General features: G+C 59.7%; 28 protein-coding genes. 16 read left to right on the top strand and 12 right to left on the bottom strand.

Annotation, left to right across the window (positions count from 1 at the left end; genetic code table 11):
• Positions 1 to 75: 75 nt before the first annotated feature.
• The 6 genes from ASG47_RS10260 (at position 76) to ASG47_RS10235 (ending at position 6,563) form a co-directional block, all read left to right on the top strand.
• Entirely contained in the window at positions 76 to 264 is a 189-nt protein-coding gene (locus ASG47_RS10260) for a hypothetical protein (RefSeq protein WP_061908621.1), read from the top strand.
• Between the two features lie 47 nt (positions 265 to 311).
• Entirely contained in the window at positions 312 to 2,042 is a 1,731-nt protein-coding gene (locus tag ASG47_RS10255; protein ID WP_061908620.1) for a sensor histidine kinase, read from the top strand.
• 128 nt (positions 2,043 to 2,170) lie between these two features.
• Complete coding sequence (rpsO, locus tag ASG47_RS10250; RefSeq protein WP_061908913.1) at positions 2,171 to 2,440, top strand: 30S ribosomal protein S15; 270 nt, start codon at positions 2,171 to 2,173, stop codon at positions 2,438 to 2,440.
• 353 nt (positions 2,441 to 2,793) lie between these two features.
• Positions 2,794 to 4,938: a polyribonucleotide nucleotidyltransferase gene (gene pnp / locus ASG47_RS10245; RefSeq protein ID WP_061908619.1), complete on the top strand. Its 2,145-nt coding sequence runs from the start codon at positions 2,794 to 2,796 to the stop codon at positions 4,936 to 4,938.
• 226 nt (positions 4,939 to 5,164) lie between these two features.
• Positions 5,165 to 5,815 carry a L,D-transpeptidase gene (locus ASG47_RS10240; RefSeq protein WP_061908618.1) on the top strand — a complete coding sequence of 217 codons (651 nt, stop codon included), beginning with the start codon at positions 5,165 to 5,167 and terminating at the stop codon, positions 5,813 to 5,815.
• 196 nt (positions 5,816 to 6,011) lie between these two features.
• Entirely contained in the window at positions 6,012 to 6,563 is a 552-nt protein-coding gene (locus tag ASG47_RS10235) for an AAA family ATPase (protein ID WP_061908617.1), read from the top strand.
• Here ASG47_RS10235 and ASG47_RS10230 read toward each other — a convergent pair.
• The 6 genes from ASG47_RS10230 to rimP form a co-directional block, all read right to left on the bottom strand.
• The gene (locus ASG47_RS10230) at positions 6,544 to 7,128 is read right to left on the bottom strand and encodes a YcxB family protein (RefSeq protein ID WP_061908616.1); all 585 of its coding nucleotides are present in this window, start codon (positions 7,126 to 7,128) and stop codon (positions 6,544 to 6,546) included. The two genes, ASG47_RS10235 and ASG47_RS10230, sit on opposite strands and share 20 nt — an antisense overlap.
• 13 nt (positions 7,129 to 7,141) lie before the next feature.
• A complete protein-coding gene (locus ASG47_RS10225) occupies positions 7,142 to 7,744 on the bottom strand; it encodes an HAD-IA family hydrolase (protein ID WP_061908615.1) in 603 nt (200 codons plus the stop codon).
• A 168-nt stretch (positions 7,745 to 7,912) separates the two neighbouring features.
• On the bottom strand, positions 7,913 to 10,537 hold the full coding sequence (gene infB / locus ASG47_RS10220) for a translation initiation factor IF-2 (protein ID WP_244487082.1): 2,625 nt from the start codon (positions 10,535 to 10,537) through the stop codon (positions 7,913 to 7,915).
• A gap of 239 nt (positions 10,538 to 10,776) precedes the next feature.
• Complete coding sequence (locus ASG47_RS10215) at positions 10,777 to 11,466, bottom strand: RNA-binding protein (protein WP_162236019.1); 690 nt, start codon at positions 11,464 to 11,466, stop codon at positions 10,777 to 10,779.
• Between the two features lie 25 nt (positions 11,467 to 11,491).
• Positions 11,492 to 13,087 (bottom strand): transcription termination factor NusA, encoded by a 1,596-nt coding sequence (gene nusA, locus ASG47_RS10210; RefSeq protein WP_061908612.1) that lies wholly within the window; start codon positions 13,085 to 13,087, stop codon positions 11,492 to 11,494.
• A complete protein-coding gene (rimP, locus tag ASG47_RS10205) occupies positions 13,088 to 13,714 on the bottom strand; it encodes a ribosome maturation factor RimP (protein ID WP_082511665.1) in 627 nt (208 codons plus the stop codon).
• 214 nt (positions 13,715 to 13,928) lie between these two features.
• Here rimP and ASG47_RS10200 point away from each other — a divergent pair, with 214 nt between their 5' ends.
• Complete coding sequence (locus ASG47_RS10200; protein ID WP_061908610.1) at positions 13,929 to 15,170, top strand: sensor domain-containing diguanylate cyclase; 1,242 nt, start codon at positions 13,929 to 13,931, stop codon at positions 15,168 to 15,170.
• Positions 15,171 to 15,389: 219 nt separating this feature from the next.
• A complete protein-coding gene (locus ASG47_RS10195; RefSeq protein ID WP_061908609.1) occupies positions 15,390 to 15,674 on the top strand; it encodes a hypothetical protein in 285 nt (94 codons plus the stop codon).
• Positions 15,675 to 15,735: 61 nt separating this feature from the next.
• On the opposite strand, the gene ASG47_RS10190 is transcribed toward ASG47_RS10195, so the two are convergent.
• The 3 genes from ASG47_RS10190 to metK form a co-directional block, all read right to left on the bottom strand.
• Positions 15,736 to 16,104 (bottom strand): winged helix-turn-helix transcriptional regulator, encoded by a 369-nt coding sequence (locus ASG47_RS10190; RefSeq protein ID WP_061908608.1) that lies wholly within the window; start codon positions 16,102 to 16,104, stop codon positions 15,736 to 15,738.
• Between the two features lie 130 nt (positions 16,105 to 16,234).
• Positions 16,235 to 16,939, bottom strand: coding sequence for a tRNA (guanosine(46)-N7)-methyltransferase TrmB (gene trmB / locus ASG47_RS10185; RefSeq protein ID WP_061908607.1), 705 nt, complete (start codon positions 16,937 to 16,939; stop codon positions 16,235 to 16,237).
• Positions 16,940 to 17,016: 77 nt separating this feature from the next.
• Positions 17,017 to 18,273, bottom strand: a complete 1,257-nt coding sequence (gene metK / locus ASG47_RS10180; RefSeq protein ID WP_061908910.1) for a methionine adenosyltransferase — start codon at positions 18,271 to 18,273, stop codon at positions 17,017 to 17,019.
• Between the two features lie 206 nt (positions 18,274 to 18,479).
• Between metK and ASG47_RS10175 the strand changes: the two genes are divergently transcribed.
• The 7 genes from ASG47_RS10175 (at position 18,480) to ASG47_RS10145 (ending at position 23,949) form a co-directional block, all read left to right on the top strand.
• The gene (locus tag ASG47_RS10175) at positions 18,480 to 19,094 is read left to right on the top strand and encodes a ribonuclease D (protein WP_061908606.1); all 615 of its coding nucleotides are present in this window, start codon (positions 18,480 to 18,482) and stop codon (positions 19,092 to 19,094) included.
• A gap of 72 nt (positions 19,095 to 19,166) precedes the next feature.
• A complete protein-coding gene (locus tag ASG47_RS10170) occupies positions 19,167 to 19,736 on the top strand; it encodes a hypothetical protein (protein ID WP_156464052.1) in 570 nt (189 codons plus the stop codon).
• A complete protein-coding gene (gene lptA / locus ASG47_RS10165) occupies positions 19,736 to 20,194 on the top strand; it encodes a lipopolysaccharide transport periplasmic protein LptA (RefSeq protein WP_061908604.1) in 459 nt (152 codons plus the stop codon). The genes ASG47_RS10170 and lptA overlap by 1 nt, the downstream gene beginning before the upstream one ends.
• Entirely contained in the window at positions 20,191 to 20,937 is a 747-nt protein-coding gene (lptB, locus tag ASG47_RS10160; RefSeq protein WP_061908603.1) for an LPS export ABC transporter ATP-binding protein, read from the top strand. The genes lptA and lptB overlap by 4 nt, the downstream gene beginning before the upstream one ends.
• Positions 20,938 to 21,045: 108 nt before the next feature.
• Positions 21,046 to 22,554 (top strand): RNA polymerase factor sigma-54, encoded by a 1,509-nt coding sequence (gene rpoN, locus ASG47_RS10155; protein WP_061908602.1) that lies wholly within the window; start codon positions 21,046 to 21,048, stop codon positions 22,552 to 22,554.
• Between the two features lie 306 nt (positions 22,555 to 22,860).
• Positions 22,861 to 23,433, top strand: coding sequence for an HPF/RaiA family ribosome-associated protein (locus ASG47_RS10150; RefSeq protein WP_061908601.1), 573 nt, complete (start codon positions 22,861 to 22,863; stop codon positions 23,431 to 23,433).
• A 48-nt stretch (positions 23,434 to 23,481) separates the two neighbouring features.
• On the top strand, positions 23,482 to 23,949 hold the full coding sequence (locus tag ASG47_RS10145) for a PTS sugar transporter subunit IIA (RefSeq protein WP_061908600.1): 468 nt from the start codon (positions 23,482 to 23,484) through the stop codon (positions 23,947 to 23,949).
• Between the two features lie 85 nt (positions 23,950 to 24,034).
• Here ASG47_RS10145 and ASG47_RS10140 read toward each other — a convergent pair whose 3' ends face one another.
• Both ASG47_RS10140 and ASG47_RS10135 read right to left on the bottom strand, forming a co-directional pair.
• Positions 24,035 to 24,319, bottom strand: a complete 285-nt coding sequence (locus tag ASG47_RS10140) for a DUF1150 family protein (RefSeq protein WP_061908599.1) — start codon at positions 24,317 to 24,319, stop codon at positions 24,035 to 24,037.
• A gap of 17 nt (positions 24,320 to 24,336) precedes the next feature.
• Positions 24,337 to 24,756, bottom strand: coding sequence for an Hsp20 family protein (locus ASG47_RS10135; protein ID WP_061908598.1), 420 nt, complete (start codon positions 24,754 to 24,756; stop codon positions 24,337 to 24,339).
• Between the two features lie 74 nt (positions 24,757 to 24,830).
• Here ASG47_RS10135 and ASG47_RS10130 point away from each other — a divergent pair, with 74 nt between their 5' ends.
• Positions 24,831 to 25,745 (top strand): glycosyltransferase family A protein, encoded by a 915-nt coding sequence (locus ASG47_RS10130; RefSeq protein WP_061908597.1) that lies wholly within the window; start codon positions 24,831 to 24,833, stop codon positions 25,743 to 25,745.
• A 50-nt stretch (positions 25,746 to 25,795) separates the two neighbouring features.
• Here the strand turns inward: ASG47_RS10130 and ASG47_RS10125 are convergent, their stop codons facing one another.
• The gene (locus ASG47_RS10125) at positions 25,796 to 26,104 is read right to left on the bottom strand and encodes a hypothetical protein (protein ID WP_061908596.1); all 309 of its coding nucleotides are present in this window, start codon (positions 26,102 to 26,104) and stop codon (positions 25,796 to 25,798) included.
• Positions 26,105 to 26,276 lie beyond the last annotated feature (172 nt).

The raw sequence follows: 26,276 nt of genomic DNA, 5'->3' as shown, positions 1-26,276 counted from the left end.
CAGGTTCTGTTGGAACCGGCTGCAACTGAGGAGGGGGCGGATGTGTTGTTCAGGTCTCAGCCAAAGGAAAATGCCATGACCACCGCTCCAAAAGACGAGGCAGCCGCCATGAAAGACGGCAAGAAACCTGGCCCCAAGGAATCACCTGTGCAAGTGCGCAATGCAGGCGAAGAAGCGCAGGCTGACAAACCCAAGAAATGGGATAAGGTGGACGAAGCTGTCGACGAGAGCTTTCCTGCCAGTGACGCCACCGCGAAGTATTGACCTGCCCGCGTGGGCCTAACCTGCCATTTGACGAGGAAAAATCCGCCATGGCAGCACAAGCCCATCATGGGGCCAGTGAACAAGCCAAAGTGAGCAAACTCAAGCCGCGACGGCCACAACCCGTCGCGCTCTATCTGTTCGCACTCGTCCTCGTCATTCTCATTCCAGCGCTTATCGTCGCGCTCGTCCTGCTCAACAGCACCAATGATGCGCAGGAAGAAGTGGTCGAGGCGCTGACCAATGCCACCGTTCAGGCCATGGGACAGTCCGTCGATCGCGAGGTCGCCGGCATGATCACGACCTTGCGCGTTCTCTCATCCGACCAGTCGCTCGAAGGCGGGCAATTGGGCGAATTTCACCGGCGTGCCGTTATCGCACTCGCTGGTACCGGATCCTACCTGATCGGCGTCGACAACACGGGCAATCAACTGCTCAATACGCGGGTCGCCTTTGGCGATCCGCTGTCGCGTTCCTCGGACTTTGAAACTGCGCAGCGGAGCTTGGAGCGCGGACGACCGACGGTTTCGGGCCTTTTCTTCGGTAAGGTCGCGCAGACATGGGTCTATAATGTGTGGCTGCCGCTGCCCGACGGCGCGCCTGTCAGGCTCTTGGCGCTGACGCAAAATGCTCGGGATCTCATCCCCGTCCTTCAATCGCGCGAACTGCCGCAGGGCTGGAACGCCGCGCTGGTCGATGGACAGAACACGATCATTTCTTCGACGACTGGCGACGAATTCGCCATTGGCGACACGCTGCCGATGCGGCGCGACCCGAAGACACAACTCCCAGGCTGGACCGAAGAAACGATCCGGAACGATAAGGTCGTGACGGCCGAATGGCGTTCGGCGATCACCGGATGGCGCATCGTTGCCTGGGCCTCGGCAGGCGACGTGAAACGGCCGCTTGGCGAATCCCTCATGCAGCTTGCTGCCTGGGGGCTGATCATTGCGATCGTCGCCTCGCTCATCGCCTTTTTCATCGCACAGCAATTGAGCCTTTCCGTCCGCGGATTGAGACTCGACGCGCAGCGTCTGGGGCGCGGCGAAGCGGTGTTTGAGCGGCATTATCCGGTGGGCGAGATCGACGAGGTTTCAAAAGCCCTGGTGCTCGCCTCGCGACAGCGGCAGACGGCAGAGCGCGACGTGCGCTTCCTGATGCGCGAACTGGCGCACCGCTCGAAAAACCAGATGGCGGTTATTTCCGCCATGGCCAAGCAGACCTCGCGCGGCGCGACGGATGTGCCGAGCTATGTACAGGCGCTCGAACGCCGGATCATGGGCTTGGCGCGATCGACCGACCTGTTGCTTGCGCATGGCCGGGCGGGCGTGTCGTTGCGCGAATTGATCGACCTACAGCTTGCGCCTTTCCGGCCGCACGACGAGGCGCGCGTAACCATCGACGGACCCGACACGCGCATCAATCCGCAGGGCGCGCAGATCCTTGGGATGGCGCTCCATGAACTGGCGGTCAATGCCACGCAATATGGTGCCTTTGCCGATGAGCGTGGCAAGCTCACACTCGCCTGGTCCGAAAACGGCGATGAGTTGGAGATGCGCTGGCGCGAGACGCTTTCAGGGCCTCTCAAGGCGAGCGAACGCGCCGGGTTTGGCACGACTGTCCTCCGCGCTATGGTGGGCGGCGCGCTTGGCGCCAAGGTCGAGCGGCATGAACATCCCGATGGGGTCGAATGGACGATCGACATTCCCGTATCAGCCCTTGATCCGGCCTTTGCCGCGGTGCGCCCCGACGAGCAGATCGAGGACCGGCAGGGCGAATAAGTCTGGCAATGCCAGCCTTCTTGCACTATATCGACCGCCAGCAGGCCTATTGCCCGCCCAATTACCGGCCCTTCCTGGACGACATCCTGGCTTGGGCTCTTCATCCTCAAATATACAAGGATATGCAGATGTCGATTACCGCTGAGCGCAAGAGCGACCTCATCCAGGAATATGCAACCAAGGCAAACGATACCGGTTCGCCGGAAGTCCAGGTCGCTATCCTGTCCGAACGCATTGCCAACCTGACCGAGCACTTCAAGGACCACTCCAAGGACAACCACTCCCGTCGTGGTCTCCTCAAGCTGGTTTCGACGCGTCGTAGCCTTCTCGACTACCTCAAGAAGGTCGACGAGAACCGTTACAAGACGCTGATCGAAAAGCTCGGCCTGCGCCGCTAAGCACATTCCGGCACGGAGGTCCGCCTCCGTGCCGGTTGCCCTTTCAGGGAGCGTTTTTACGAGAAAGTGGATGCCGCTTTTCGAAAACGTGACGATCTGAAAAAGGGCTACTTCCGGGAGCAGTAAGCTCCCCTTAGGCCGGCGGTGCCGGAGCATGGCAGGATTATTGGCGCCTTCCGCTGTGGAGACGCTTGTTGTCTTGTCCATGTTCTCAATCTGCCAGATTGAAACAGTGCCTGATTTTGAGCCGGTGCGCACATGGGGTGCGGCGCCGGTGCGGGCACACCGGAAGCGTTCGTGGGCCCTCGCCTAGCCCGCGTTCCCGCGCTCCGGACAGAATGGAAAGACAAGATATGTCGATCAAGTTTGATCACCACAAGGTTGAGCTCAACTGGGGCGGTCAGCCGCTGACGCTCGAAACCGGCAAGATCGCCCGCCAGGCCGATGGCGCCGTGCTCGCGACGCTGGGTGAGACCGTGCTGCTCGCGACCGTGGTTTCGGCCAAGTCGGCCAAGCCCGGCCAGGACTTCTTCCCGCTGACCGTGAACTACCAGGAAAAGTATTTTGCCGCCGGCAAGATCCCGGGTGGCTATTTCAAGCGTGAAGGCCGTCCGACCGAGAACGAGACGCTGACAAGCCGCCTCATCGACCGTCCGATCCGCCCGCTCTTCCCCGATGGCTACAAGAACGAGACCCAGGTGGTCGTCACCGTTCTGCAGCACGACATGGAAAACAATCCAGACGTGCTCGCCATGGTCGCAGCCTCGGCTGCCCTCACCATCTCCGGCGTGCCTTTCATGGGCCCGATCGGCGCTGCGCGCGTCGCCTATATCGATGGCGCCTATGTGCTGAACCCTTCCATTGATCGCCGTTCGGATTCCAAGCTCGATCTCGTCATGGCCGGCACGCAGGATGCCGTGCTGATGGTTGAATCGGAAGCTCAGGAGCTTTCTGAAGAGGTCATGCTCGGCGCCGTGATGTTCGGCCATGCCGAAAGCGCCAAGGTGATCCAGGCGATCATCAAGCTCGCCGAACTTGCCGCCAAGGAACCGCGCGACTTCCAGGCTCCGGACTTCTCGGCGCTCGAAGCCGAAGTTCTGGCCATTGCCGAAGCCGATCTGCGCGCTGCCTACCAGATCACCGAAAAGGCCCAGCGCTATGCTGCGGTCGATGCCGCCAATGCCAAGGTCAAGGAAGCTTTTGCTGCCAAGATCGAAGCAGGCGAACTCGCCAAGGAAGAACTGGGCGAAGTCGTCCACAATCTCCAGGCCAAGATCGTGCGCTGGAACATTCTTGATACCGGCGCCCGCATCGACGGCCGCGACCTCAAGACCGTTCGCCCGATCCTTGCCGAAGTCGGCGTTCTGCCCCGCACCCATGGCTCGGCCATCTTTACGCGTGGCGAAACCCAGGCACTGGTGGTTGCAACTCTTGGTACGGCCGAAGACGAGCAGTTCATCGACTCGCTCGAAGGCACCAAGAAGGAAAACTTCCTGCTGCACTACAACTTCCCTCCCTACTCGGTTGGTGAAGCTGGTCGCATGGGTTCGCCCGGCCGTCGCGAAATCGGCCATGGCAAGCTCGCCTGGCGCGCGATCAACCCGATCCGTCCGTCGATGGAAGAATTCCCCTACACCGTCCGCGTGGTATCGGAAATCACCGAGTCGAACGGCTCTTCCTCGATGGCAACCGTCTGCGGCACTTCGCTCGCACTGATGGATGCCGGCGTGCCGATGAAGCGTCCCGTGGCCGGTATTGCCATGGGTCTGATCCTCGAAGGCGAGAAGTTTGCGGTTCTTTCCGACATCCTCGGCGACGAAGATCACCTCGGCGACATGGACTTCAAGGTGGCTGGTACCGATCAGGGCGTGACCTCGCTCCAGATGGATATCAAGATCGCTGGCATCACCGAAGAGATCATGAAGATCGCCCTGGCCCAGGCCAAGGACGGTCGTATCCACATCCTCGGCGAAATGGCCAGTGCGCTTTCTGAAAGCCGTGGCGAAGTGGGCGAATTCGCTCCCCGCATCGAAACGCTGAAGATCCCGACCGACAAGATCCGTGAAGTGATCGGCACCGGTGGCAAGGTCATTCGCGAAATCGTCGAAAAGACCGGCGCCAAGATCAACATCGAAGACGATGGCACCGTGAAGGTTTCGTCCTCGGACGGCACCCAGATCGAAGCTGCGATCAAGTGGATCAAGTCGATCACCGACGAAGCTGAAGTCGGCGCGATCTACCAGGGCACCGTGGTCAAGACCGCCGATTTCGGCGCCTTCGTGAACTTCTTTGGCGCCAAGGACGGTCTCGTCCATATTTCCCAGCTTGCCGAAGCTCGCGTTGCCAAGACCACCGACGTGGTCAAGGAAGGCGACAAGGTCTGGGTCAAGCTCCTCGGCTTTGACGAGCGCGGCAAGGTCCGCCTCTCCATGAAGGTTGTCGATCAGGCAACCGGCAAGGAACTGGTCAAGGAAGCCAAAGAAGCCGACGCCGAATAAGGTCTACTAAGCCTTTTCACGTTAGGGTTCGGACCAAAGTCCGGACCCTTTTTCCTGGCCAGAAATTCACAGCCGCGTGAGACCTGTGCTTTTTTAGCAACAGGTCAGACTGTGATCACATTGTGGCGAGGAACTGCCGCATTCGTGCCACGTTAAGCGGCAGAAGCGTTACTGCAAGGGACGAGGCATTGTCTCGATGTCCCATTGCCCTCCAGAGGTTTGAGTTTTGATTTCCCGCCGCTTGTTTCTCCTCGGCCTGTCCGCCACCACCCTGGCTGCCTGCTCCACTACCCGCCAGCCTGTGATGCAGGAACCGGTCATCGACCCCTATTACGTGCGCATGTATGGCCCAATGCCGTCGGAACCCTATCCGGTTGCGGCGATGGACCTGCGCCGTGTTGACCCCAAGTGGTGGCGCCAGGAAGTGGAATATTTCACGACCGAACGTCCGGGCACGATCGTCGTCGATACGCCGGCGCACTACCTCTATCTCGTGATGGAGAACAATCGTGCGCTGCGTTACGGCGTTGGCGTCGGCAAGGACGAAGCTCTGGTGTTCCGTGGCAATGCCACGATCGGGCGCAAGGCTGAATGGCCGCGCTGGACCCCTACCAAGTCGATGATCGCGCGCGAACCAGACCGTTACGGCCCCTATGCCGGCGGTATGGCACCGGGCGAAACCAACCCACTCGGGCCGCGCGCGCTTTATCTCTACAAGAACGGCGCCGATACCCTGTTCCGCATTCACGGCACCACCGAGCCCTACACCATCGGCACCAATGTGTCGTCCGGCTGTATTCGGTTGATGAACCAGGATGTGATCGACCTCTACTCTCGCGTTCCGGTTGGAACACGCGTAACGGTGATCAACGCCTAATCCTGTTACGCAACCAGGACGCAATGTCCGCGTAATAGACCTGTCGGAGTATTCTCTGACAGTTTTTAGAAAATTGCCGGTTGCGGACCATACCGTAGTCACCCGCTTCCGGCATTTCAGAGCCCGTTCCGCAAGGAGCGGGCTCTTTCTGTTTTGGGGGATCGCCAGGGGCATCCGCCACTGTTAGCGTCCCAATATGTTCGTCCTTATCAATGGCTCATTCGGCATCGGGAAGACGACGCTTGCGAAGCGCCTCGCTGCGGACATGTCCGGCGCGGTCATTTCCGATCCTGAGGATGTGGGCTACGTGCTGCAACGCACGCCCGCGTTCCTGCTCGGCATGAAACGAAAACCGGCCAATTATCAGGACATGGCGCTTTGGCGCCGGTTGATCATCATGCAAGCGGTGCTGAAGCATCGAAGCGCACGGATTGTGATCCTGCCAATGGCCTTCACAGACAAAGCATATTTCACCGCGCTAGAGACAAAACTGGCGCAGACAGCGCCGGTGCTCAAGCTCTGTCTCATTGCGCCGCTGGCGACAGTACGCGAGCGGCTCGAGGCGCGGGCAGCATCGGAAAAGCGTCCGCTGGGAGAGTTTGAAATCAGGCGCTCGGCTCAATGCGTTGCGGCGCACGCCGATCCAATATTTGGACGCCCCGTCGATGCGATGCAATCGCCTAATGAACTGGCCGCTACGTTGCGCGCCATGATTGATGCGGAAGCCTTTAGGCCAGCATCGCCATGAGCTTCTTGTCCGCGCGGCTTTTCGCAGCGGCTTCGGGCGTGATGTGGTCGAGGACTTCGGTCAGAAATGCTTTGCGCGTAGCAGGATCTGGAAAGGCATCGAGAGGCAAGACCAGGGCGATAATGCCCGAGAGAAAGCTCAGGCTCTCAGGGGTGGCGAAAACGCCTTCAATGCCGCCCCAGCGCAGGAAGAAGTCGATGTCGTCATCCTTCCAGCGAATGCCCGCATCGTCCGCCGTGAACTGCATCGGGCTGCGCGGGTGGGCCGCGTTCACATATTTGGCCGAGTAGCGATAGAGCCAGGGGATCATCACCTTGGAATAAAAGATGCCCACAAGGATGAAGAGCACGAAGATCAGCACATAGTCCGGCACCTGCGGCAGGACAGTATTATGAAGCAAGATGCCGCCCGCGGCCGAAAGAGCACCGCCGATCACCATCGTCCCGTAGAGAATGGCATTGGCGCGGACACGATAGGCTTTGGGATAGCGATGACGCGCAACAACGGCGCTGGCTTTGAACAGATCCTCGAAGTCGACTTGATAGGTGAGGCTGAAGGGCTGCATCGAGGCTCCGGGACTAGAGGGTGGCAAGGGCAGCAGGGATGGTCATGCCGGGCAACCAATGGATGGCAGACCAGCCATGAGCGCGGGCAGCAAGGACATTGGCTTCGGTGTCGTCGATAAGAACGATGCTGTCGCCCTTGCTGGCGAGAGCACGGCCAACGTGGGCATAGAATTCGGGGCTCGGCTTTTTGTGGCCGATCGCGGCGGAATAGAAGATGCCGTCGACCTCGGCGCCAAGCGCGAGGGTTTCCATGAGGTATCTGGCGCGAAGATGCTCTTGATTGGTCGCGAGATAGACCAGATGGGCGGCGGCGCGCAGCTCGCGCATGGCGTCGCGAACTTGGGTGTCGAGGCGCGAGTCGTTTTTGAACCAGTAGTCGATCAGTGTCTGGGCTGAAACGTGAGGCGCGATGGTTTTCAGAGCCTCGGTCAGTTCGGGGACCAGCTTCTTCTGTCCGGTGACGATGGCAGACCAGCTGGGCCGAAAGAAGCCTGACTGCAGGGCTTCAAGGGAAATGCCGAGGTCGACTTCAAGGTCCGTGAAGAGATGCGCACCGTCTTGCGGGCGGCCGGTGACGAGGACGCCATCGACGTCCATCAGAATAGTTTTTTGCATTTTGTTCCCCGCTTCTGCGATCTGCTCGGCCGCCCCCTCATCCGGCCCGTTGGGCCACCTTCTCCCCGAGGGGAAGAAGAATGGATAAAGCCGACAAGCAAGAGAACAGAGAAAACAAAAAAGGCGCAGCCGTGGCTGCGCCTGATTTTTCTTGAGGAGCGAGAACGCCTAGAGCGTGCGCTGGACGGTCTCGACGCGGAAGCATTCGATAACGTCGTTGGCGCGGATGTCTTCGTAGTTCTCGAAAGCCATACCGCATTCCTGGCCGGTTTGGACTTCCTTGACTTCGTCCTTGAAGCGCTTGAGCGTCTTGAGCTTGCCTTCGTGGATAACGACGTTGTCGCGGAGGAGACGGACGCCGGCGCCGCGTTCCACGATGCCTTCGGTGACCTGGCAACCGGCAACCTTGCCGACCTTGGTGATCTGGAAGACTTCGAGAATTTTTGCGTAGCCGATGAAGGTTTCGCGACGTTCCGGCTTGAGAAGACCTGACATGGCGTTCTTCACGTCATCCACGAGATCGTAGATCACGTTGTAGTAGCGCAGTTCGATACCGTCGCGGGTCGCGAGCTCATTGGCCTGCTTGTTGGCGCGGACGTTGAAGCCCATGACGATGGCGTTGGACGCTGCCGCAAGGGTGACGTCCGACTCGGTGATGCCGCCGACGCCGCTCATCAGGATCTGTGCCGACACTTCGTCGGTCGAGAGCTTGTTGAGCGAAGCAACGATGGCTTCGACCGAACCCTGCACGTCAGCCTTGATGATCAGCGGGAACTTGGAGATCCCGGCGATCTTGAGCTGGTTCATCATCTGCTCAAGGCTCGTTGCACCGCCGCCGGCCGTCTTTTCACGGATGGCGCGCTGACGATATTCGGTGACCTCACGGGCACGGGCTTCGGTCTCGACCACCGAGAAGCGGTCGCCTGCCGATGGCACGCCGGTAAAGCCGAGGACTTCCACCGGAATGGACGGACCTGCGGATTTGACCTGTTCTCCCTTGTCGTTGATGAGGGCGCGAACGCGGGCAAACTCGGTACCAGCGACGAGAATGTCGCCAATGGAGAGCGTACCGCGCTGCACGAGAACCGTTGCCACGGCACCGCGACCACGATCGAGCTTGGCTTCGATGACAAGACCTTCGGCGCGACCATCACGGGCAACGCGAAGTTCGAGAACTTCGGCCTGCAGCAGGATGGTTTCGAGGAGCTTGTCGAGACCAGCCTGGGTCTTTGCCGAAACTTCTACGTCGAGCACGTCGCCGCCCATCGATTCGACGAACACTTCATGCTGCAACAGTTCAGTGCGAACGCGCTGCGGATTGGCTTCCGGCTTATCCATCTTGTTGATGGCGACGATGATCGGAACACCAGCCGCCTTGGCGTGCTTGATGGATTCGATCGTCTGCGGCATGACGCCGTCGTCTGCAGCCACCACGAGAACGGCGATGTCGGTTGCCTGGGCACCGCGAGCACGCATGGCGGTGAACGCCTCGTGGCCCGGGGTATCGAGGAACGTGATCTTGCTGCCGTTCTTTTCGACCTGATAGGCGCCGATGTGCTGGGTGATGCCACCGGCTTCGCCCGAAACCACATTGGCTTCGCGGATGGCGTCAAGGAGCGAGGTCTTGCCGTGGTCGACGTGACCCATGATGGTCACGACCGGCGCACGATCGGTCAGATCCTCGGCCTTATCGTCGGACTGGATGTCGAAGAGACCTTCTTCAACGTCGGCATCCGAAACGCGCTTGACCGTGTGGCCCAGTTCCGAGGCGATCAGTTCGGCCGTATCGGCGTCGATCACATCGTTGATAGTCGCCATCTGGCCCTGCTGCATCAGCATCTTGATGACGGTGACGGAGCGTTCGGCCATGCGGTTGGCCAGTTCGGCGACCGTGATGACTTCGGGGATGATGACTTCGCGGCTGAGTTTTGGCGCATCCTGCTGGTTGCGGCCCATCTTCTTGTCGCGACGACGCTTCATGGCCGCAAGCGAAGGACCACGATCGCGATCGTTTTCCGTCGTGGCGCTCGAAACGGTCAGGCGACCACGTGCCGAAGCGTCATTGTCATTGCGGCGCGACGGACGCTCGGGCTGAGCGCGCGAGGCGCGGCGAGCGTTTTCGAGTTCGGCTTCGGTCGTCGGACGCTGCTGTGGCGCGCCGGTACGAACGCGACGGCCATCGGCCTCGCTCGGTGCGGCGGGCGGCACATTGCCGATCGGGGCCATGCCGGCGCCGGCAGGACGACGATCGCCGGCCGGACGAGTTCCTGTGCCAGCGGGACGCGTGCCAGTCGAGCCGGCAGGACGCGTACCAGTCGAACCGGCAGGGCGTGCATTGGGGTTAGGACGCGCGTTCGGATTGGGACGTTCACCATCCGGGCGGCCGGTCGGGCGCTCGTTGGACGGACGCTCGCTCCGCTGCGGACGGCTAGCCTGGCCTGGACGACCCGACACCGTGCGCACCTGGGACGGACCCGGATTGCGCTGGCTGGCCGGCACGAAGGGTTCGCGCGGCTGTTCAGGTTCGCTTGGTGCCGGAGCCTCTTCGACAGGCGCAGCCACGACGTCGTCTTCGACGCGACGGGCTTCATCGGCCTGGCGACGCTCTTCTTCCTGACGAGCGGCTTCTTCGCGCACCTGACGGCGACGATTGTCGTCTTCGATGCGGCGCGCTTCTTCGGCAGCAAAGCGTTCCTTGTCCTCTTCGGCGCGAGCGCCGGCGAGAGCAAGGGCCCTTTGACGGGCTTCGGCTTCAGCAGCCGAGAGGCCAAGCGGAGCACGCTGGGTCTGCATGGGGCGGCCCTGCGGACGACCCGAGCCACCCGGCCGGCCACCGCCGGTCTGAGCGCCACCGGCCGGCACACCGGCGGGTTTTGGAACAACGCGGGTGCGCTTTTCCACGACCACCGTCGAGCGCGAAGGACCGCGCGACGTGCCCGCGCGATTCCCGAGACCCGACCCGCTCTTGAGGGTCAGTGTCTTCTTCGCGCCAGCATCGTCGGAACGCTTGTCGTCGTTATCAGCCATACTTCCTATCGTCTTTCGTCCTGTTCCACGGACAAAAGCACACCGGACGCCGCAGAGCGGTCGGTGTCGTTATCCGTCGGATTGGCAATGTAGCGGGCCAGTCTATTGGCCTTTTCCAGTGCCGATTGGGCTGCTGCCCCTGTCATGAGGGCAGCATGTATCACATTTTCTAGTCCAAGTGCCAAACCCAATTGCGTGCTTGAGAGCAATTCGAAATGGGGCACTTGTTTACCGGCTGCGCTGCCCTCGCGTCGGGCATGATTGAGGGCGCGCAGGGCCCCCAGCATCTTGTTCTTGCCATCGGCGGCACCATCGGTGGCCGAGAGGAGAGCGATAAGCTGACCGCCCTCGATGGCACTTTTCACCTTCATGCCGCCAGAGGTGAACTGGCCGGCTTTTCGCGCCATGGCGAGAGCCGAAGAAAATCTTTGTTCAAGGCGCAGGCGCGTCAGGTCTGCCAAATCGACAGGGACAGTGACCTGCTCCTTGAGGCTGCGTGCAAAAGCCTTCTTGCGCACAGCTTCTTCGACCGAAGCATGGCTCAGCGTTATCCAAACGCCGCGGCCTTCGGCTTTGGCGTCAGTATCGGGCACTATAGTGCCATCTGGGCCGAGCACGAAACGAATAAGGTCCTCAACCGGCTTTTCGAGCCGGGTGAGAGCACATGTTCTTATCGTTTCAACGGGCCGGGGCAAGACACTTCTCCGAAGAAAGCGGTCCTTAGACCGCTTCCTCCGTCGTGTCGTCGCCTTGTTCTTCGGCGACTTCATCGGCGGTAATCCAGCCGGCGCGGAGGCGAGCCTGGAGGATCATGTCTTCAGCTTCTTCGCGGCTCACCGGGAAATCCTTGAAAGTCCCTTCGAAGCGCTTGGTTTCGCCATCCTTGCGTTCGCTCCAGCCGACGAGATCGTCAGCGGCGCAGCCGGCAAAGTCTTCCACGGTCTTGATGTCTTCCTTGCCGAGCGCAACGAGCATAGCCGCGTTGAGGCCCGGAATTTCATAAAGGTCCTCGTCGACGCCAAGCGCAATACGCTCATCATCGAACTTGCGTTCGATTTCGGCGAGATATTCAGAAGCGCGGTTCTGGATTTCGCCGGCCGTTTCTTCGTCGAAACCTTCGATCGAGGCGATTTCATTGGGTTCGATATAGGCCAGCTCTTCGACCGAAGAGAAGCCTTCCGAAGCCAATAGTTGGGCAACCATCTCGTCAACGTCAAGGGCCTGCATGAACAGGGTCGAGCGTTCGGTGAATTCTTTGTGGCGGCGTTCGCTTTCTTCCTGCTCGGTCAGGATGTCGATATCCCAGCCAATGAGCTGGCTCGCGAGGCGTACGTTCTGGCCACGGCGACCGATGGCGAGCGAGAGCTGTTCATCGGGAACGACGACTTCGATGCGCTCGGCCTGTTCGTCGAGAACGACCTTGGCGACATCGGCTGGCTGGAGCGCGGAAACCACGAGATCGGCAATGGTGTCAGTCCAGGGAATGATGTCGATCTTTTCGCCCTGAAGTTCGGCGACGACGGCCTGAACGCGGCTACCGCGCATACCGACGCAGGCGCCGACGGGGTCGATCGAGGAATCGTTCGAGGTCACAGCGATCTTGGCGCGTGAACCCGGATCGCGAGCGATCGAGCGGATGGTGATCACGCCATCATAGATTTCAGGCACTTCCTGCATGAACAGCTTGGCCATGAACTGCGGATGAGTGCGCGAGAGGAAAATCTGTGGACCACGCTGTTCGCGGCGCACGTCATAGACATAGGCGCGGACGCGATCGCCATAACGGAACATTTCGCGCGGGATCAGCTCGTCGCGGCGAATGATGGCTTCGCCACGGCCGAGATCGACGATCACATTGCCATATTCGACGCGCTTGACGGTGCCGTTGACGATCTCGCCGACGCGGCTCGAATATTCTTCGAACATGCGATCGCGCTCGGCATCGCGCACCTTCTGCACGATGACCTGCTTGGCCGACTGGGCAGCAATGCGGCCGAATTCCATCGGAGGCAGCGGCTCGGTGAGGAAGTCACCAATCTTGGCTTCGGGCGACTTGGTCTTGGCGAACTTGAGATTGACCTGGCGGCTTGGCTCTTCGACTTCCTCGACGATTTCGAGGAGGCGCCACATGCGGGTTTCACCCGAGCGCGGATTGATCTCGACCTTGATTTCGGTTTCGGCGCCATAACGGCCCTTAGCGGCCTTTTCCATGGCATCCTGCATCGCTTCGATCACGACCATACGGTCGATCGACTTTTCGCGGGCGACGGCATCCGCGATCTGCAGCAGCTCAAGGCGATTTGCGCTAACGGCCATTTATTTGTTCTCCTCGGAGAAAGTATCGTCGTTGTCGGCATCGGCATATTCGACCGTTTCGGTCTCGTCGTCGTCGATCGGATGCAGTTCCTGATCGGCGCGTGCCATATCCATCAATTTGTCGGTCATCACGAGCTTGGCTTCCGACAGGGTCGAGAACGCAAGCTTGTGGTCGGGATTGGTGCCGCCAGGCGCATCGGGCAGGCGGATGGTCACGCCATCATCGTCGACGGCGATGATATCGCCCCGAAAACGCTTGCGGCCATTGATCATGTCGAGCAATTCGACCTTGGCCTCGTGGCCCAGGAAACGCTCGAAATCGCGCTTGCGCACTAACGGTCGATCAATGCCGGCGGAGGACACTTCAAGGTGATATTCGCGCTCGATCGGATCTTCGACGTCGAGAACCGGCGAAAGATCCTTCGACAGCGCTTCGCAATCATTGATGTTGAAGCGGCCGTTTTCGTCTTCGGCCATGATCTGCAGGGTGCAGCCGTTTTCAGGCGTGATCTTCACCCGAACCAGCGCATAGCCCAATCCATTGGCCACCGGCTCGACGATGCGCGAGATACGCGCTTCGAGCCCGGTTTCCTTGATGTAGCGTTTTTCGGTGAGGTCGAAAGCCAATTGGGGTCCCAGATAAGCAAAAAGAGCGGGGCCGGTCCGGCGCCCACCCTCTCAATGAGAGCAACGATGTTGACGTCCATATAGACCGCAATGCTGCTTGTGGCAAGGGTCGGCCTTTGTCGCGACGGGTACCAAGGTGCGCAACATTGGCCTAATATGCTGACATCAAACAAAAGTGCGGCTCACTTTGCTGCCCCGAGCCTTGGAGCTTTGCATGTCCAACGCCAGTTCCTTCTCAAATCCGCCTGGGAGCGAAGAGGATCGGCTGAAGGCCCTTGCCCGCTACGATATTCTCGATACTCCGCCAGAACCGGCCTTCGACCGGGTGGCGCGGCTGGTCCAGATGATTTTCGGGGTGACGACCTCCGCCGTCTCGCTGATCGATGCGCACAGGCAATGGATCAAAGCGGGGCGTGGGCTCGATTTCACAGAGGTCGCTTTGAGCAACAGCTTTTGCAATCAGGCGATTCGCGAAAAACAGGCACTGGTGGTTCGGGACCTGACAGAGGACGACCGGTTTCGCGACAATCCCTATGTGACCGGGGATCCCAATGTGCGCTTTTACGCTGGCACACCGATCCGCACGCCGGACGGGCACAATATCGGAACGGTCTGCGCCATGGATTCTGGCCCGCGGAACTTTTCCGAGAAGGATGTTGCGATTCTTGAGGAATTGGCCGAAATCGTCATGGACGAGATCGAGTTGCGCCGTCTTGCCAGCACCGACGGGTTGACAGGGCTCAGTACCCGCCGCGCGTTCAAGGAGGAAGCGGAGCGCTTCGTCGAACTTGCGCGACGGCATCGCAGCACCCTCAGCGCCATCAGCTTCGACATCGATCATTTCAAGACGATCAATGATACCTACGGGCATGCGGCCGGCGACATGGTGCTCAAGGCCATAAGCGAAGTTGCGGCAGCGACACCGCGGCAGAGCGATATCGTGGGGCGGCTCGGTGGCGAAGAATTTGCCCTCGTCCTCCCAGGAGCCGATATCAACTCAGCTCTGGCTGTGGCGGAAAAGCTCAGGCTTGCTGTCAGCGCCTTACAATTCCCCGGCAGCCAGCCACCATTCCAAGTCACCGCAAGTTTCGGCGTTGCCGCGCTCGATCCGGGCCGAGACGATCTCGAAAGCCTTCTAATCAAGGCTGACGAAGCGCTTTATGACGCAAAGCGAAACGGGCGCGACCGCGTTGTGGCCTGGACCGGGACGCTTGCCACGACCAAACCTGTGGAGCGCCAGCGGGTCTTGAAGGCAGGACGGCTCGTTCTTCGAAGGCAGAATTTTTCGTGCGATTGCAGCGTGCGCGCCCTCTGGGACGATGGCGCGGAAGTGCATATAGCCAGCGGGCTCGATGTGCCTGATGTGGTGACGCTTGAAATTCCCGATGCGGCGATGAGCTGGGAAGGACGCATCGTCCTGCGCCGTCCCAACGCGCTCGAACTGCAGTTTTTGTGAGCCTGTTACTATCAGGTGGGCAAGCCATCGCGCGGCACGCACCGGCAGGTAAGCCAGTATCCATCCGGTGACCGGGTATCCTTATAAACACCTGATTTCACTTGAAAAACCGTCATACCCAATTTGGGAAATACAAGAGCGAAAAATCGTCATTTCGTTTCTTGGAGACAGATTTTGGGGGCCTATTTCTGGAGTGTTCAAACGAAAGGAACACTCCAAATGATCAAGAACACCATGCTCGCCCTGACCGCCATTGCCCTCGTTGCCGGCGCTGCCGCACCAAGCTTTGCCGCCACCAGCCTTGGCGACAGCAATAATGACAAGAGCTACCTGACCGACGAAGTCGCCAACGACTACACCCTTGCCCGCCTCAACGAAAAGGGCATCAAGGCAACGTCCGTCGAAGACTGGAATGGTCTCGTGCGTGCTTTCGTGACCAAGGAAGACGGCACTCAGGCCATGCAGTTCTTTGATGCCGATACGCTGGCCCCAGTCTCCATCTAAAGACTGAAGCGTCTGACGCTCCTGGCGCTGCCGATCATCGGCAGCGCCCGAAGCTTGAAGATCAATCGATAGTGGCGCCGCTGATCCGGTCGAAATTATCCCGGGCGGCTTCCATAGCCTCGCGGTTGCGCAGCACAAATGTCTGGAAAGAATCGACGAGGTCTAGGAGATCAAGCCCGAGTTCGGTCAGCGCATAATCGACGCGCGGCGGAATGGTGGCAAAAGCGGTGCGCGAAATAAAACCATCGCGCTCAAGTTCGCGCAAAGTGGACGACAAGGTCTTCTGAGAAATGCCGGCGAGGGAACGGCGAATTTCATTGAAGCGCAATGTGCCAGCACGCAATTCCGAGACGACGACCAAAGTCCATTTCCCCGCCCGCAATTCCAAGAGAGCCCTGTCTTGGGACGAAAGGGAAAGCGGTACGGACATGTTTGGGCTCCGAGGCCAGTCAATCAAAGGCCGGAGTGGTCTTCACGGCGGCGTGTTGCCGATATGGGAAGTTTTTGCCAAAACGGAAGAGGGCAGCATTCCGAACTCGGCGTTCGCCGAAACGAAACGATCAGCGCCTGAAGAAGGTGAAATAAAAGCTGATAAGGCGCCCCTCTCGACGGGCCTTTTGCTCGTAGCGCGTCGGCTGCCAGCCGGGATAAGGCGTATGCCAACTGCCGGGCGCGTAAGGAGCAAAGGTGAAGAGCGGCTCGCGCACGATGTGGGCCAGGGTCCAATCGGCATAGTCTTCGATATCGCTGGCAAAGTGGAACGTGCCGCCCGGACGGATGACGCGGGCGAGTTCCTTGAGCGTCACTGGCGAGACGAAGCGACGCTTATGGTGGCGCGTTTTGGGCCAGGGATCGGGATAAAGGAGATAGACCGCGTCGACGCTGGCATCGGGCAGCGTCACGAGAAGTTTTAGCGCATCATCGGTGAAGAGGCGGACGTTTTCGATGCCGTTCGCAAGGATGGCCTGGACCATCTTGCCGATGCCGCCCGTAAAAACCTCGCAGCCGATAAAGCCGGTTTCTGGTTCTTCGGTCGCCTTGCGCGCCAGATGCTCGCCACCGCCATAGCCGATCTCGATGACGATGCGCTTGGCTTCCGGGAACAGGGTCTTAGGATCAAACTGTTCGCCCAGCGTGATTTCAAGCTCGGGCAGGGCTTGATCTACCTGAGCCTTCTGCCCGCCATGCAGCTTCTTTCCGGAGCGGCGGCCAAAAAAGGCGCGCTGTTCGCCATCGCGAGTTTTGGGAAGCTGGTGGTCGGTCATGGCAGAACAATTTCAAAAAAGCGAAGGCCTCTCCCCGCATCGCGGAAAAGAGGCCTTGCGTCAATCCAAAGCGAGGATCAGGCCACCGCGGCCTTGAGAGCCTTCACGAGATCGGTCTTTTCCCAGGAGAAGCTGCCATCGCGGCCCGGCTTGCGGCCGAAATGACCATATGCGGAGGTTTTGGCGTAGATGGGCTTGTTGAGGTCAAGATGCGTGCGGATGCCGCGCGGCGTCAGGTCCATCACCTCGGCCAGGGCCTTTTCGAGCCTGGCTTCGTCGACCTTGCCGGTGCCGTGGAGGTCGACATAGATCGAGAGCGGCTTGGCAACGCCGATGGCGTAGCTGAGCTGAATCGTGGCGCGCTCGGCAAGGCCGGCGGCGACGACGTTTTTCGCGAGATAACGGGCAGCGTAAGCCGCCGAGCGATCCACCTTGGTCGGGTCCTTCCCGGAGAAAGCGCCACCGCCATGGGGGGCTGCGCCACCATAGGTATCGACGATGATCTTGCGGCCGGTGAGGCCAGCATCGCCATCGGGGCCACCGACGACAAACTTGCCGGTCGGATTGACGTGCCAGACGGTCTCGTCGCTGATCCAGCCGTCAGGCAGGGCGGCACGGATGATCGGTTCGACGATCTTGCGGACATCGGCTGAGGTCAGCGTTTCGTCGAGGTGCTGTGTCGAGAGCACGATCTGGGTAACGCCGACCGGATGGCCATTTTCGTAGCGAATGGTGACCTGGCTCTTGGCATCAGGCCCGAGCTTGCCGGCGGGGCCAACATTCGCCTTGCGGGCAATGGTCAGGTCTTCGAGGATTTTGTGCGCGTAGTAGATCGGGGCGGGCAGGAGTTCTGGGGTTTCCCGGCTCGCATAGCCGAACATGATGCCCTGATCGCCAGCACCGACATCCTTGTTGCCCGATTCGTCGACGCCCTGGGCGATGTCGGCCGACTGGCCATGGAGCAGGACTTCGATCTTTGCCGTCTTCCAGTGGAAGCCAGACTGTTCGTAGCCGATGGCGCGAATGGCCTTGCGGGCAGCCGACTTGAACTTTGACGGATTGACCAGCGGCGCACCCGACGCATCGGTCAGGACATTGCCTGCCTTGTCCTTCTTGAGAAGGGTCTCGGGCACGCGGACTTCGCCGGCGATGACGAGACGGTTGGTCGTTGCGAGGGTTTCGCAGGCGATGCGAACCTTTGCCGGGTCCATGCCGACTTTCTTGGCTTCGCGGAAGACGAGGTCGACGATCTCGTCGGAAATGCGGTCGCAGACCTTGTCGGGATGGCCTTCGGAAACCGACTCGGAGGTGAACTGATAGGACGATCGTGCCACGCGGCGGCTCCAGAATGCAGAAAATGGGCCAAAATGGCCAAAACTAGCGGTTTTGTGACATTCGTCCTGTTTGCGGTCAAGCGTCATATAAAGAAATCTTGATATGACCCTTCGGCAAGGTTGAGCAATTCTTGCTTATCGCCGGTGCCTTTCCATCGCCGTCTTGCTGTGCCAAGGAATGACCAAGACGAAGAGTGGGAACAACCATGGCTATTCGAGTGCATCGCGGCGATCTGCCCAACCTGAATAATTACGGCCGCGAAGTCGCTATCGACACCGAAACCATGGGCCTCAATCCGCATCGCGACCGGCTCTGTCTCGTGCAGCTGTCGCCGGGCGATGGCAGCGCTGACATCATTCAACTGCCCAAGGATCCGGCCGAGGCGCCGAACCTCGTCAAACTGCTCACCGATCCCGGCGTCACCAAGATCTTTCACTATGCACGCTTCGATGTCGCTGTGTTGCAGCAACGTTTTGGCGTCGTGACCGGACCGATCTATTGCACCAAGATCGCTTCGCGCCTCGTGCGGACCTATACCGACCGGCACGGGCTCAAGGAATTGGCACGCGAGTTGCTCAATGTCGATCTTTCCAAGCAGCAGCAGAGCTCAGACTGGGGCAATGAAAAGCTCAGCGATGCGCAGCTCGATTATGCTGCCTCGGACGTATTGTATCTCCACGATCTGAAGCGCCATCTCGATCGCATGTTGAAGCGTGAAAACCGGATGGAACTGGCGCAATCCTGCTTTGATTTCGTCAAAACGCGTTGTGCGCTCGACCTGCTGGGCTGGCAGGAAACCGACATTTTTGCGCATAGCTGAGGTCCGAGCGTGGCGACGGCGGACGGCTCAGAGCGGTCTCGACATTACCGGCGCTTGATGCGCCGGAATCGCATGGTCGGACTTATGCGGTTCGCGGTGCCCGCTGCCGGTCTCGTCATTCTCGCGATATTGCTGATTCAGATCGCGATATCGAGCTTTGGCGCGCGATATGGCATTGGCACCATCACCATCGATCAGGACCGCGTCCGGGTCGAGGCGCCAGAATATGCCGGGACCATGTCGGATGGCTCGACCTATCGCGTCTGGGCCGAACAAGCCGAAGCGAAAATCGAAAACACCGATCTCATCGAATTGGCCAATGCCCGCGTCGAGGTCAACCGCAATGACGGTCTGCGCCGCGAAGCGTCAGCAAGCCGGGGCGTGCTCGACACGATCCACCAGCAGGTGGTGATCGAAGGGGCGACCGATATCGGCGATTCGAGCGGAACTTCGGGCCGGCTGGTCGATTCGGTGTTTGATTGGCTAAGCCAGACTTTGACCACGCAGGGCGCAGTATCGATCGACTATGCCGATGGCACGACGATCCGGGCCAAGGGCATGGTGCACGAAGCCGAACTTGGCCGCTGGACATTTAACAACGCGATCGTCACCTTGCCCTCAACGCCCGGGGAAAATCATTAATGCGTCTCAAAAGCTTTGGTCTTGCTGCCGTTGTGGCGCTGATGCTGGCGCCGGCTGCATTGGCGCAGACTCCGGTCGAAATTTCGGCCGACACGTTTACGGTCGAAGAATCGGCGCAGCAGGCGGTGTTCACCGGCAATGTGGTGGTCAAGCACCCCACTGCCAATGTCTGGGCCGATAAGGTCGTCGCTTCTTATGGCGAAGGCGGCACAAGCGACATCAAGACATTCGAAGCCACGGGCAATGTGCGCATCGAAACCGATGACCAGAACGCGACGGGCGAACGGGCCGTCTTTACCCCCAGCGATCAGTTGATGCGGCTGACGGGCAATGTGAAGGTCACCAATTCCGGCGGCACGGTCAATGCCGAGGAACTGGTGGTCAATCTCGAAACCAATGTCTCGACCTTTACCGCCAAGCAGGGTGGCCGGGTGACCGGGGTTTTCACCTCGCAATGAGCCAGACGCGTCTCGATCAATCCGGCTGGCTGGTTGCCCAGGGCCTTGCCAAGAGCTTTGGCAAGCGAGCGGTGGTGCGCGACGTCTCGCTCGCGGTGCGGCGGGGCGAAGCTGTCGGGCTTTTAGGGCCCAATGGGGCGGGCAAGACCACGGTTTTCACGATGATCATGGGGCTCGTGCGGCCCGATGCAGGGAAAATCCAGCTCGATGGCAATGACATCACCCATTTGCCGCTGTTTCAACGCGGGCAATTGGGGATCGGATATCTGCCGCAGGAGCCGTCGATCTTTCGCGGTATGACGGTCGAGGGCAATATCCTTGCGATCCTTGAAAACACGGTGCGCGGACGGGCCGAGCGCAAGCAGCGGCTCAGGCAGTTGCTCGACGAGTTTTCGATTTCCCATCTTGCCAAATCCAATGCGCTTTCGCTCTCGGGTGGCGAGCGGCGGCGCGTGGAAATTGCGCGCGCGCTGGCGGCCGAGCCGATCTTCATGCTGCTTGATGAACCCTTTGCCGGCGTCGATCCCATTGCCGTGGCAGAAGTGAAGGGTCTTGTGCGGCAGTTGACCCAACGCGGCATCGGCGTGCTGATCACCGATCACGCGGTGCGCGAGACGCTTGGGCTGGTGGATCGGGCCTATGTGATCCATGGCGGTTCGGTGATGATCCAGGGTAAGCCCGAAACAATTTCGGCGGACCCCGACGCACGCCGCGTCTATCTCGGCGAAAATTTTCAGTTCTAGTACACACTTCAACTGGCACGGAACTTGCCCTCAAAAACGAATTGCGTCATGGTGCGCCTCGGGAAGCCGCCCGAGAGGGCATGATTAGTGGGCCAAGAGGTTGAATAGATGGCACTTTCGCCGCGGCTGGAGTTTCGCCAGGCCCAAAGCCTGACGCTGACGCCGCAGCTGATGCAGTCTATCAAGCTGCTGCAGTTGAGCCACCTCGAACTCAATGATTTCGTCGACCTGGAACTCCTGCGTAATCCATTGCTCGAGCGCGAGGATGGATCGGAGGGCAGCGACGCCGAGCCCGTCGAGGTTCCGGATCGGCAGACTGAGCTCAGCGCCTATGAAGATACCGTCGCGCAAGGCGAGCGGACCAAGGATGCGGCCGAAATCGCCGAGGGCTATGACACGGCGGTCGAGAACGTTTTTCCCGATGCCGCCCCGCACGATATCGGGGTGACCAATGGTCCTGATCGCGGCGGCAGTTTTGAGGGCGGCGAGGCGCCTGATCTCGATCAGTTTGTCGCGTCCAAACCCAAGCTCAGTGATCACCTCGAAGCCCAGGCGCAAATGCTGCTGCGGACGCCGGCAGACCGGTTGATCGGACAGCACCTGATCGACGGGCTTAATGAAGCGGGCTATTTGACGGTGGAGCTAGACGCCGTCGCCGAGCTTTTGGGCGCTGAACTCGGGGATGTGGAAGCGGTCTTGGGCGCGCTCCAGACCTGCGATCCCATCGGGATCTTCGCCCGATCCGTTTCCGAATGCATGGCGCTGCAATTGCGCGAGCGCGATCGGCTCGACCCGATGATGCAGCGGCTGCTCGAAAATCTCGGGCTTGTGGCCGAGCATAATCTTGCAGGGCTGATGAAGATCGTCGGCTGCGATCGCGAAGATCTGGCGGATATGCTGGGCGAATTGCGCCTGCTCGATCCCAGGCCCGGTCTTGCCTTTGACAGCGCGCCGATTGAATCCGTCGTGCCCGATGTTTTCGTGCGGTCGGGGCCGGATGGCGGCTGGCAGATCGAACTCAACACCGAGACCCTGCCCCGCGTGCTGGTCAACCGCGTCTATTATGCCGAGGTGACCAAGAAAACGCGCGACACGGCGGAAAAGAGCTTTCTGTCCGATTGCCTCGCAACGGCCAATTGGCTGACCAAGAGCCTCGATCAACGGGCGCAGACGATTACCAAGGTGGCGGCAGAAATCGTCAAGCAACAGGACGGGTTCCTGACCCATGGTGTGGCGCATCTCAAGCCCATGACGCTCAAAATGGTCGCCGAAGAAATCGAGATGCATGAGTCGACCGTGAGCCGCGTCACCGCGAACAAATATATGGCGACCCCGCGCGGGCTCTACGAAATGAAGTATTTCTTCACCACGGCCCTCGCCTCATCGACCGGCGGTGGGGACCATTCGGCGGAAGCCGTGCGCCATCGGATCAAGCAATTGATCGATGCCGAGCCGGCCAATGACATCCTTTCGGACGACACGATTGCAGAACTGCTCCGCAAGGAGCAGGGCATCGACGTGGCGCGCCGGACGGTCGCCAAGTATCGAGAAGGCATGAACATTCCCTCCTCGGTCATTCGGCGACGGCAGAAGAAAGCCTTGCAGAAAATCGCTTGAGCCAAGCGCTGCGGCAGATCGCCCCGCAAGCGCGAAATGGCTGGAACCCAAGGCTGGGGTTTTAGCGTTCGATCCCATGTCCCATCGGGATCGTGCGAGCGGAAGGCTAAAGACATTGCGCCTTTCTGTCATCCGCTCAATCGCCTCTTTGGGACGGGATGCGGATTGCCCATCCGGTCGGGCGGGTCTAGCATCATCGAACTGTCACACCAAATACCGTGTGATGGTTGGCAGGATCCCGAATGTCGGGGAATCGGCTTTTGGGACCTTCTGCGTCGAACACACGACCGAAAGGAAGAAAAAGCCATGGCCTTGCGCGTTTCGGGAAAGAATATGGATGTCGGCGATGCTCTTCGGGGCAAAGCGGAGGAACATTTTGAAGCTGTCGTCGGCAAGTATTTCGATGGCGGTTATGATGGACATCTGACCCTCACCCCCGATGGGATCGGCTATCGCGCCGATTGCGTGGTGCATCTGGACAGCGGCGCAAGCCTGCAGGCAAGCGCCCAGGGTGGCGACGCCACTTCGGCCTATGAAGTGATGGCGCTCAATATCGAAAAGCGGTTGCGCCGGTATAATCGCAAGCTCAAGTCGCATCGTCGTGGACCGGGAACGGGAGACGATGAAACAGCGCAATATACGGTTTTCGGGTCGTCGGATGCGTTCGATGAGCTCGACGAAGACTACGCGCCGCCCGTTGTTGCCGAGACCACCAAGAACCTTCGCCAGATGAGTGTCGAAGAAGCCGTGATGGAGCTCGACCTTTCGGGTCAGCAGGTTGTGATGTTCCGCCACGCTGGACATGGCGGCCTGAATGTGGTCTACCGCCGCGCGGACGGCAATATAGGCTGGATCGATCCTGCTTTGGGGGCAAATTGATGCGCCCTCCTGCCGTAGCAAAGCTTAAGTAGAGCCCAAGGCAGATTAATGGAATTGGCCGACATTCTGGCGGAGGACGCCGTACTTGACTGTACGGGGCTGACCTCGAAGCGTCAGCTGTTTGAGGTCTTGTCCGATAAGGCTTCTGAAATCACCGGCATGGATCGAAACGAGATTCTTGCGTCCATCACCGGGCGCGAGGAACTTGGATCCACGGGCCTGGGGAACGGCATTGCCATTCCCCATGGCAAGCTCAATGGCCTCAAGGACGTGACCGCCGTTTTTGCGCGGCTGGACGAGCCCATCGACTTCGATGCGGTCGATGATCAGCCTGTCGATGTGGTGATCATGCTGCTCGCGCCGGTCGGCGCGGGTGCGGATCATCTGAAGGCTCTCTCGCGCGTGGCACGCTTGCTGCGCACTGAAAGCGTCATCGACCAATTGCGGACCGAAACGGATCGAAAGCGGCTCTACACCATGCTGACGACTTCGCTCGAGGATAGCGCCGCCGCCTGAATGGCGGATTCCTGAAATTAAGAAGCCCCGCTGGCCATATGCCAGCGGGGCTTCTGTTTTAGGCTACGCTCCAAGCGACGCTGGCTTAATGCAGCGTTGCGAGCCCCAAGTTCTGGTCGCCAAGCCACTCGGTAACGGCATCGGCAGTATCGGCCACCATGAGCGGCGTGCCGTCGGCAGACATGACGAGCTGGTAAAGCTCATCGGAATTGAACTCGGCCTCGCTGATCATGTGGGACAGCAGTTCCCCGTAAACCGGCTTGATATAGGCCACGGCGCTGCCGCCAAGCGCGGCGAACTGCGCCTCGGTCAAGTGCCGGAGCGGGTGTGCCTCGGGGTTCAGGGCATCGATATTGCGTCTATCCATCATTTTATTGGCCCTTTCTATCAGAGCGATCGAATGTCTATTCGGCGGGCGAGCTTGGTTACGCGTGGACGCTCAAGAGCAATAACGAGCATTCCATGGTTTAAAGTTGCATCTTTGACGATCATGCCATCGGCGAGCAAAAAAGTGCGCTGAAATTGGCGGGCGGCGATGCCGCGATGCAGGAACTCGCGCCCCGGCTCATCCTTCTGCTTGCCGCGGATGGAGAGCTGGTTGTCTTCGGTCATCACTTCGAGCTCGTTTTCGGCAAAACCGGCCACGGCGATGGAGATGATGAACCGCTCGGCCCCATCGGGCTCTGCAGTGCGCTCGATATTATAGGGGGGGTAGCCATCCGCCGACCGGGCAAGCCGATCGATCCTCTCTTCGAAACTATCGAAGCCGAGGAGAAAAGGTGCGGAAAACACCGAAATACGCGACATCAACGCCGTCCTTGTTTAGCCAAGCAACGATGCCGGCCGACCCAAAACACTGGCATCGGCTGACTGAGGCAGATATGGGTGTTTCCCGCCTCGGTTCAAGCCCAGAGGCCTTTGCCGCACGACGTTTCGAGGCCTCTGTGACCCCATCCCGTACTGTCGCCGTCATCACCCCAGCCTTCCGCGCCCAAGACACGCTTTCGACTACGGTGCAGAGTGTGCTGGACCAGAGTTTTGGCGATTGGCAGCACTGGATCATTGCCGATGACGGGTTCGATTATGCGGCTTTCCTGGACGAACAGGGTTTGCGCGATGATCGCCAGGTTTTCCTGACCAGTGGCGGGGTTGGGACAGGCGCATCGCGAACGCGGAATGTGGCGCTCCAAAAACTTGAAACGCCTTTTGTCGCCATTCTCGATGCCGATGACCGGCTAAAGCCGGACAAGCTAGAACGGGCCGTAGAGGCGCTGCAAAATGCGGCGATCGTGACCACGGCGCTCGATGTCATGACCATGGATTTTGAGCATCTTCGCTATGTCGGGGATGGGCCGGATCGCGACCTGACGCCGGGCGAGCACAAGTGGGTGAGCGTCTCGATGGATTCCATGGTCGTCTGGGATCGCACGAAGACCGATGCGCGCTATGATCCGACGCTGAGCAACATGACCGATCTCGAACTGCTGCTGCAGCTTTATCGCCACGCGCCGCGGTCGCTGCATTTGGGTACGCCCCTCCACGACTACGTGAAGCGCGATGGCTCGATGAGCAATGGCAAGGATGTAGCGGTAGGGATGATCGCTTCTAAAACTGAAATCCTGCGACGCGTAGAGAGCGGGTTCTACGGCCTGTCATCCGTCGATATCGCAGGAATCGCGCGGTTTCTGCGCGTGTCGCTGGCAGCGGAGGCAGCGTATGGAGCGGCCTTGGCAGAGCACCCCGGGCTACTGTTCGAAAATCATCTCGAACCCATGCTGGCCGCCGCCCGAGCCTGAAACAAAAAAGGCGGCCACATGGGCCGCCCTGTTGCCATCACACGCTGGTCTTAGAGCGCGTAGAGGGTAACGCTGGTGCTGCTGGTCGCATCAAGGCCAACGATCTGGTCGATCTGGAAACCCTGGTCGGTCACAGTCCGTGCGAGAGCTGGGTTGTTCTTGATCTTCTGCTGCAAGGACGCTGTGTCGACGTCGATCGCAAGCGAACGGGCTTCAGACGGGTTGACGGTCAAAACAGTGGCAAAGCGCGCTTCGTCGAGTGCCTGGATGGAAGAATCGACCTCGAATGGGCTGGCCATAGCGGCGCCGGCAGAGGTGGCGAGAAGGGCAGCGACAGCAAAAGCTTTGATGGTACGCATAGATATACTCCTTAAAATATCGCTCCGACGCTTGGAGCGTGCTGAATAGACGCGAAACCCCCGCATAAAGTTTCATGAATGTTCGGTAAGGTTGAACACCAAAATGTGGGTGATCCAAACCCGGAGGTTTTCGTAAGCGCGCCACCGACGAGTCGGCCTTGCCAATCCTCAC

The sequence above is a fragment of the Devosia sp. Leaf420 genome (assembly GCF_001425445.1).
In the GTDB taxonomy this organism is placed as follows: domain Bacteria; phylum Pseudomonadota; class Alphaproteobacteria; order Rhizobiales; family Devosiaceae; genus Devosia.
Note: the sequence above shows the minus strand (reverse complement) of the source record. Positions and strands in the feature narration are given on the sequence as shown.

What these genes read in the sequence shown, in the direction of transcription:
- ASG47_RS10260 (WP_061908621.1), top strand. Translation starts at nt 76, where the DNA reads ATGACCACCGCTCCAAAAGACGAGGCAGCCGCCATGAAAGACGGCAAG.
- ASG47_RS10255 (WP_061908620.1), top strand. Translation starts at nt 312, where the DNA reads ATGGCAGCACAAGCCCATCATGGGGCCAGTGAACAAGCCAAAGTGAGC.
- rpsO (WP_061908913.1), top strand. Translation starts at nt 2,171, where the DNA reads ATGTCGATTACCGCTGAGCGCAAGAGCGACCTCATCCAGGAATATGCA.
- pnp (WP_061908619.1), top strand. Translation starts at nt 2,794, where the DNA reads ATGTCGATCAAGTTTGATCACCACAAGGTTGAGCTCAACTGGGGCGGT.
- ASG47_RS10235 (WP_061908617.1), top strand. Translation starts at nt 6,012, where the DNA reads ATGTTCGTCCTTATCAATGGCTCATTCGGCATCGGGAAGACGACGCTT.
- ASG47_RS10230 (WP_061908616.1), bottom strand. Translation starts at nt 7,128, where the DNA reads ATGCAGCCCTTCAGCCTCACCTATCAAGTCGACTTCGAGGATCTGTTC.
- ASG47_RS10225 (WP_061908615.1), bottom strand. Translation starts at nt 7,744, where the DNA reads ATGCAAAAAACTATTCTGATGGACGTCGATGGCGTCCTCGTCACCGGC.
- infB (WP_244487082.1), bottom strand. Translation starts at nt 10,537, where the DNA reads ATGCAGACCCAGCGTGCTCCGCTTGGCCTCTCGGCTGCTGAAGCCGAA.
- nusA (WP_061908612.1), bottom strand. Translation starts at nt 13,087, where the DNA reads ATGGCCGTTAGCGCAAATCGCCTTGAGCTGCTGCAGATCGCGGATGCC.
- ASG47_RS10200 (WP_061908610.1), top strand. Translation starts at nt 13,929, where the DNA reads ATGTCCAACGCCAGTTCCTTCTCAAATCCGCCTGGGAGCGAAGAGGAT.
- ASG47_RS10195 (WP_061908609.1), top strand. Translation starts at nt 15,390, where the DNA reads ATGATCAAGAACACCATGCTCGCCCTGACCGCCATTGCCCTCGTTGCC.
- ASG47_RS10190 (WP_061908608.1), bottom strand. Translation starts at nt 16,104, where the DNA reads ATGTCCGTACCGCTTTCCCTTTCGTCCCAAGACAGGGCTCTCTTGGAA.
- trmB (WP_061908607.1), bottom strand. Translation starts at nt 16,939, where the DNA reads ATGACCGACCACCAGCTTCCCAAAACTCGCGATGGCGAACAGCGCGCC.
- ASG47_RS10175 (WP_061908606.1), top strand. Translation starts at nt 18,480, where the DNA reads ATGGCTATTCGAGTGCATCGCGGCGATCTGCCCAACCTGAATAATTAC.
- ASG47_RS10170 (WP_156464052.1), top strand. Translation starts at nt 19,167, where the DNA reads ATGGTCGGACTTATGCGGTTCGCGGTGCCCGCTGCCGGTCTCGTCATT.
- lptA (WP_061908604.1), top strand. Translation starts at nt 19,736, where the DNA reads ATGCGTCTCAAAAGCTTTGGTCTTGCTGCCGTTGTGGCGCTGATGCTG.
- lptB (WP_061908603.1), top strand. Translation starts at nt 20,191, where the DNA reads ATGAGCCAGACGCGTCTCGATCAATCCGGCTGGCTGGTTGCCCAGGGC.
- rpoN (WP_061908602.1), top strand. Translation starts at nt 21,046, where the DNA reads ATGGCACTTTCGCCGCGGCTGGAGTTTCGCCAGGCCCAAAGCCTGACG.
- ASG47_RS10150 (WP_061908601.1), top strand. Translation starts at nt 22,861, where the DNA reads ATGGCCTTGCGCGTTTCGGGAAAGAATATGGATGTCGGCGATGCTCTT.
- ASG47_RS10145 (WP_061908600.1), top strand. Translation starts at nt 23,482, where the DNA reads ATGGAATTGGCCGACATTCTGGCGGAGGACGCCGTACTTGACTGTACG.
- ASG47_RS10140 (WP_061908599.1), bottom strand. Translation starts at nt 24,319, where the DNA reads ATGATGGATAGACGCAATATCGATGCCCTGAACCCCGAGGCACACCCG.
- ASG47_RS10135 (WP_061908598.1), bottom strand. Translation starts at nt 24,756, where the DNA reads ATGTCGCGTATTTCGGTGTTTTCCGCACCTTTTCTCCTCGGCTTCGAT.
- ASG47_RS10130 (WP_061908597.1), top strand. Translation starts at nt 24,831, where the DNA reads ATGGGTGTTTCCCGCCTCGGTTCAAGCCCAGAGGCCTTTGCCGCACGA.
- ASG47_RS10125 (WP_061908596.1), bottom strand. Translation starts at nt 26,104, where the DNA reads ATGCGTACCATCAAAGCTTTTGCTGTCGCTGCCCTTCTCGCCACCTCT.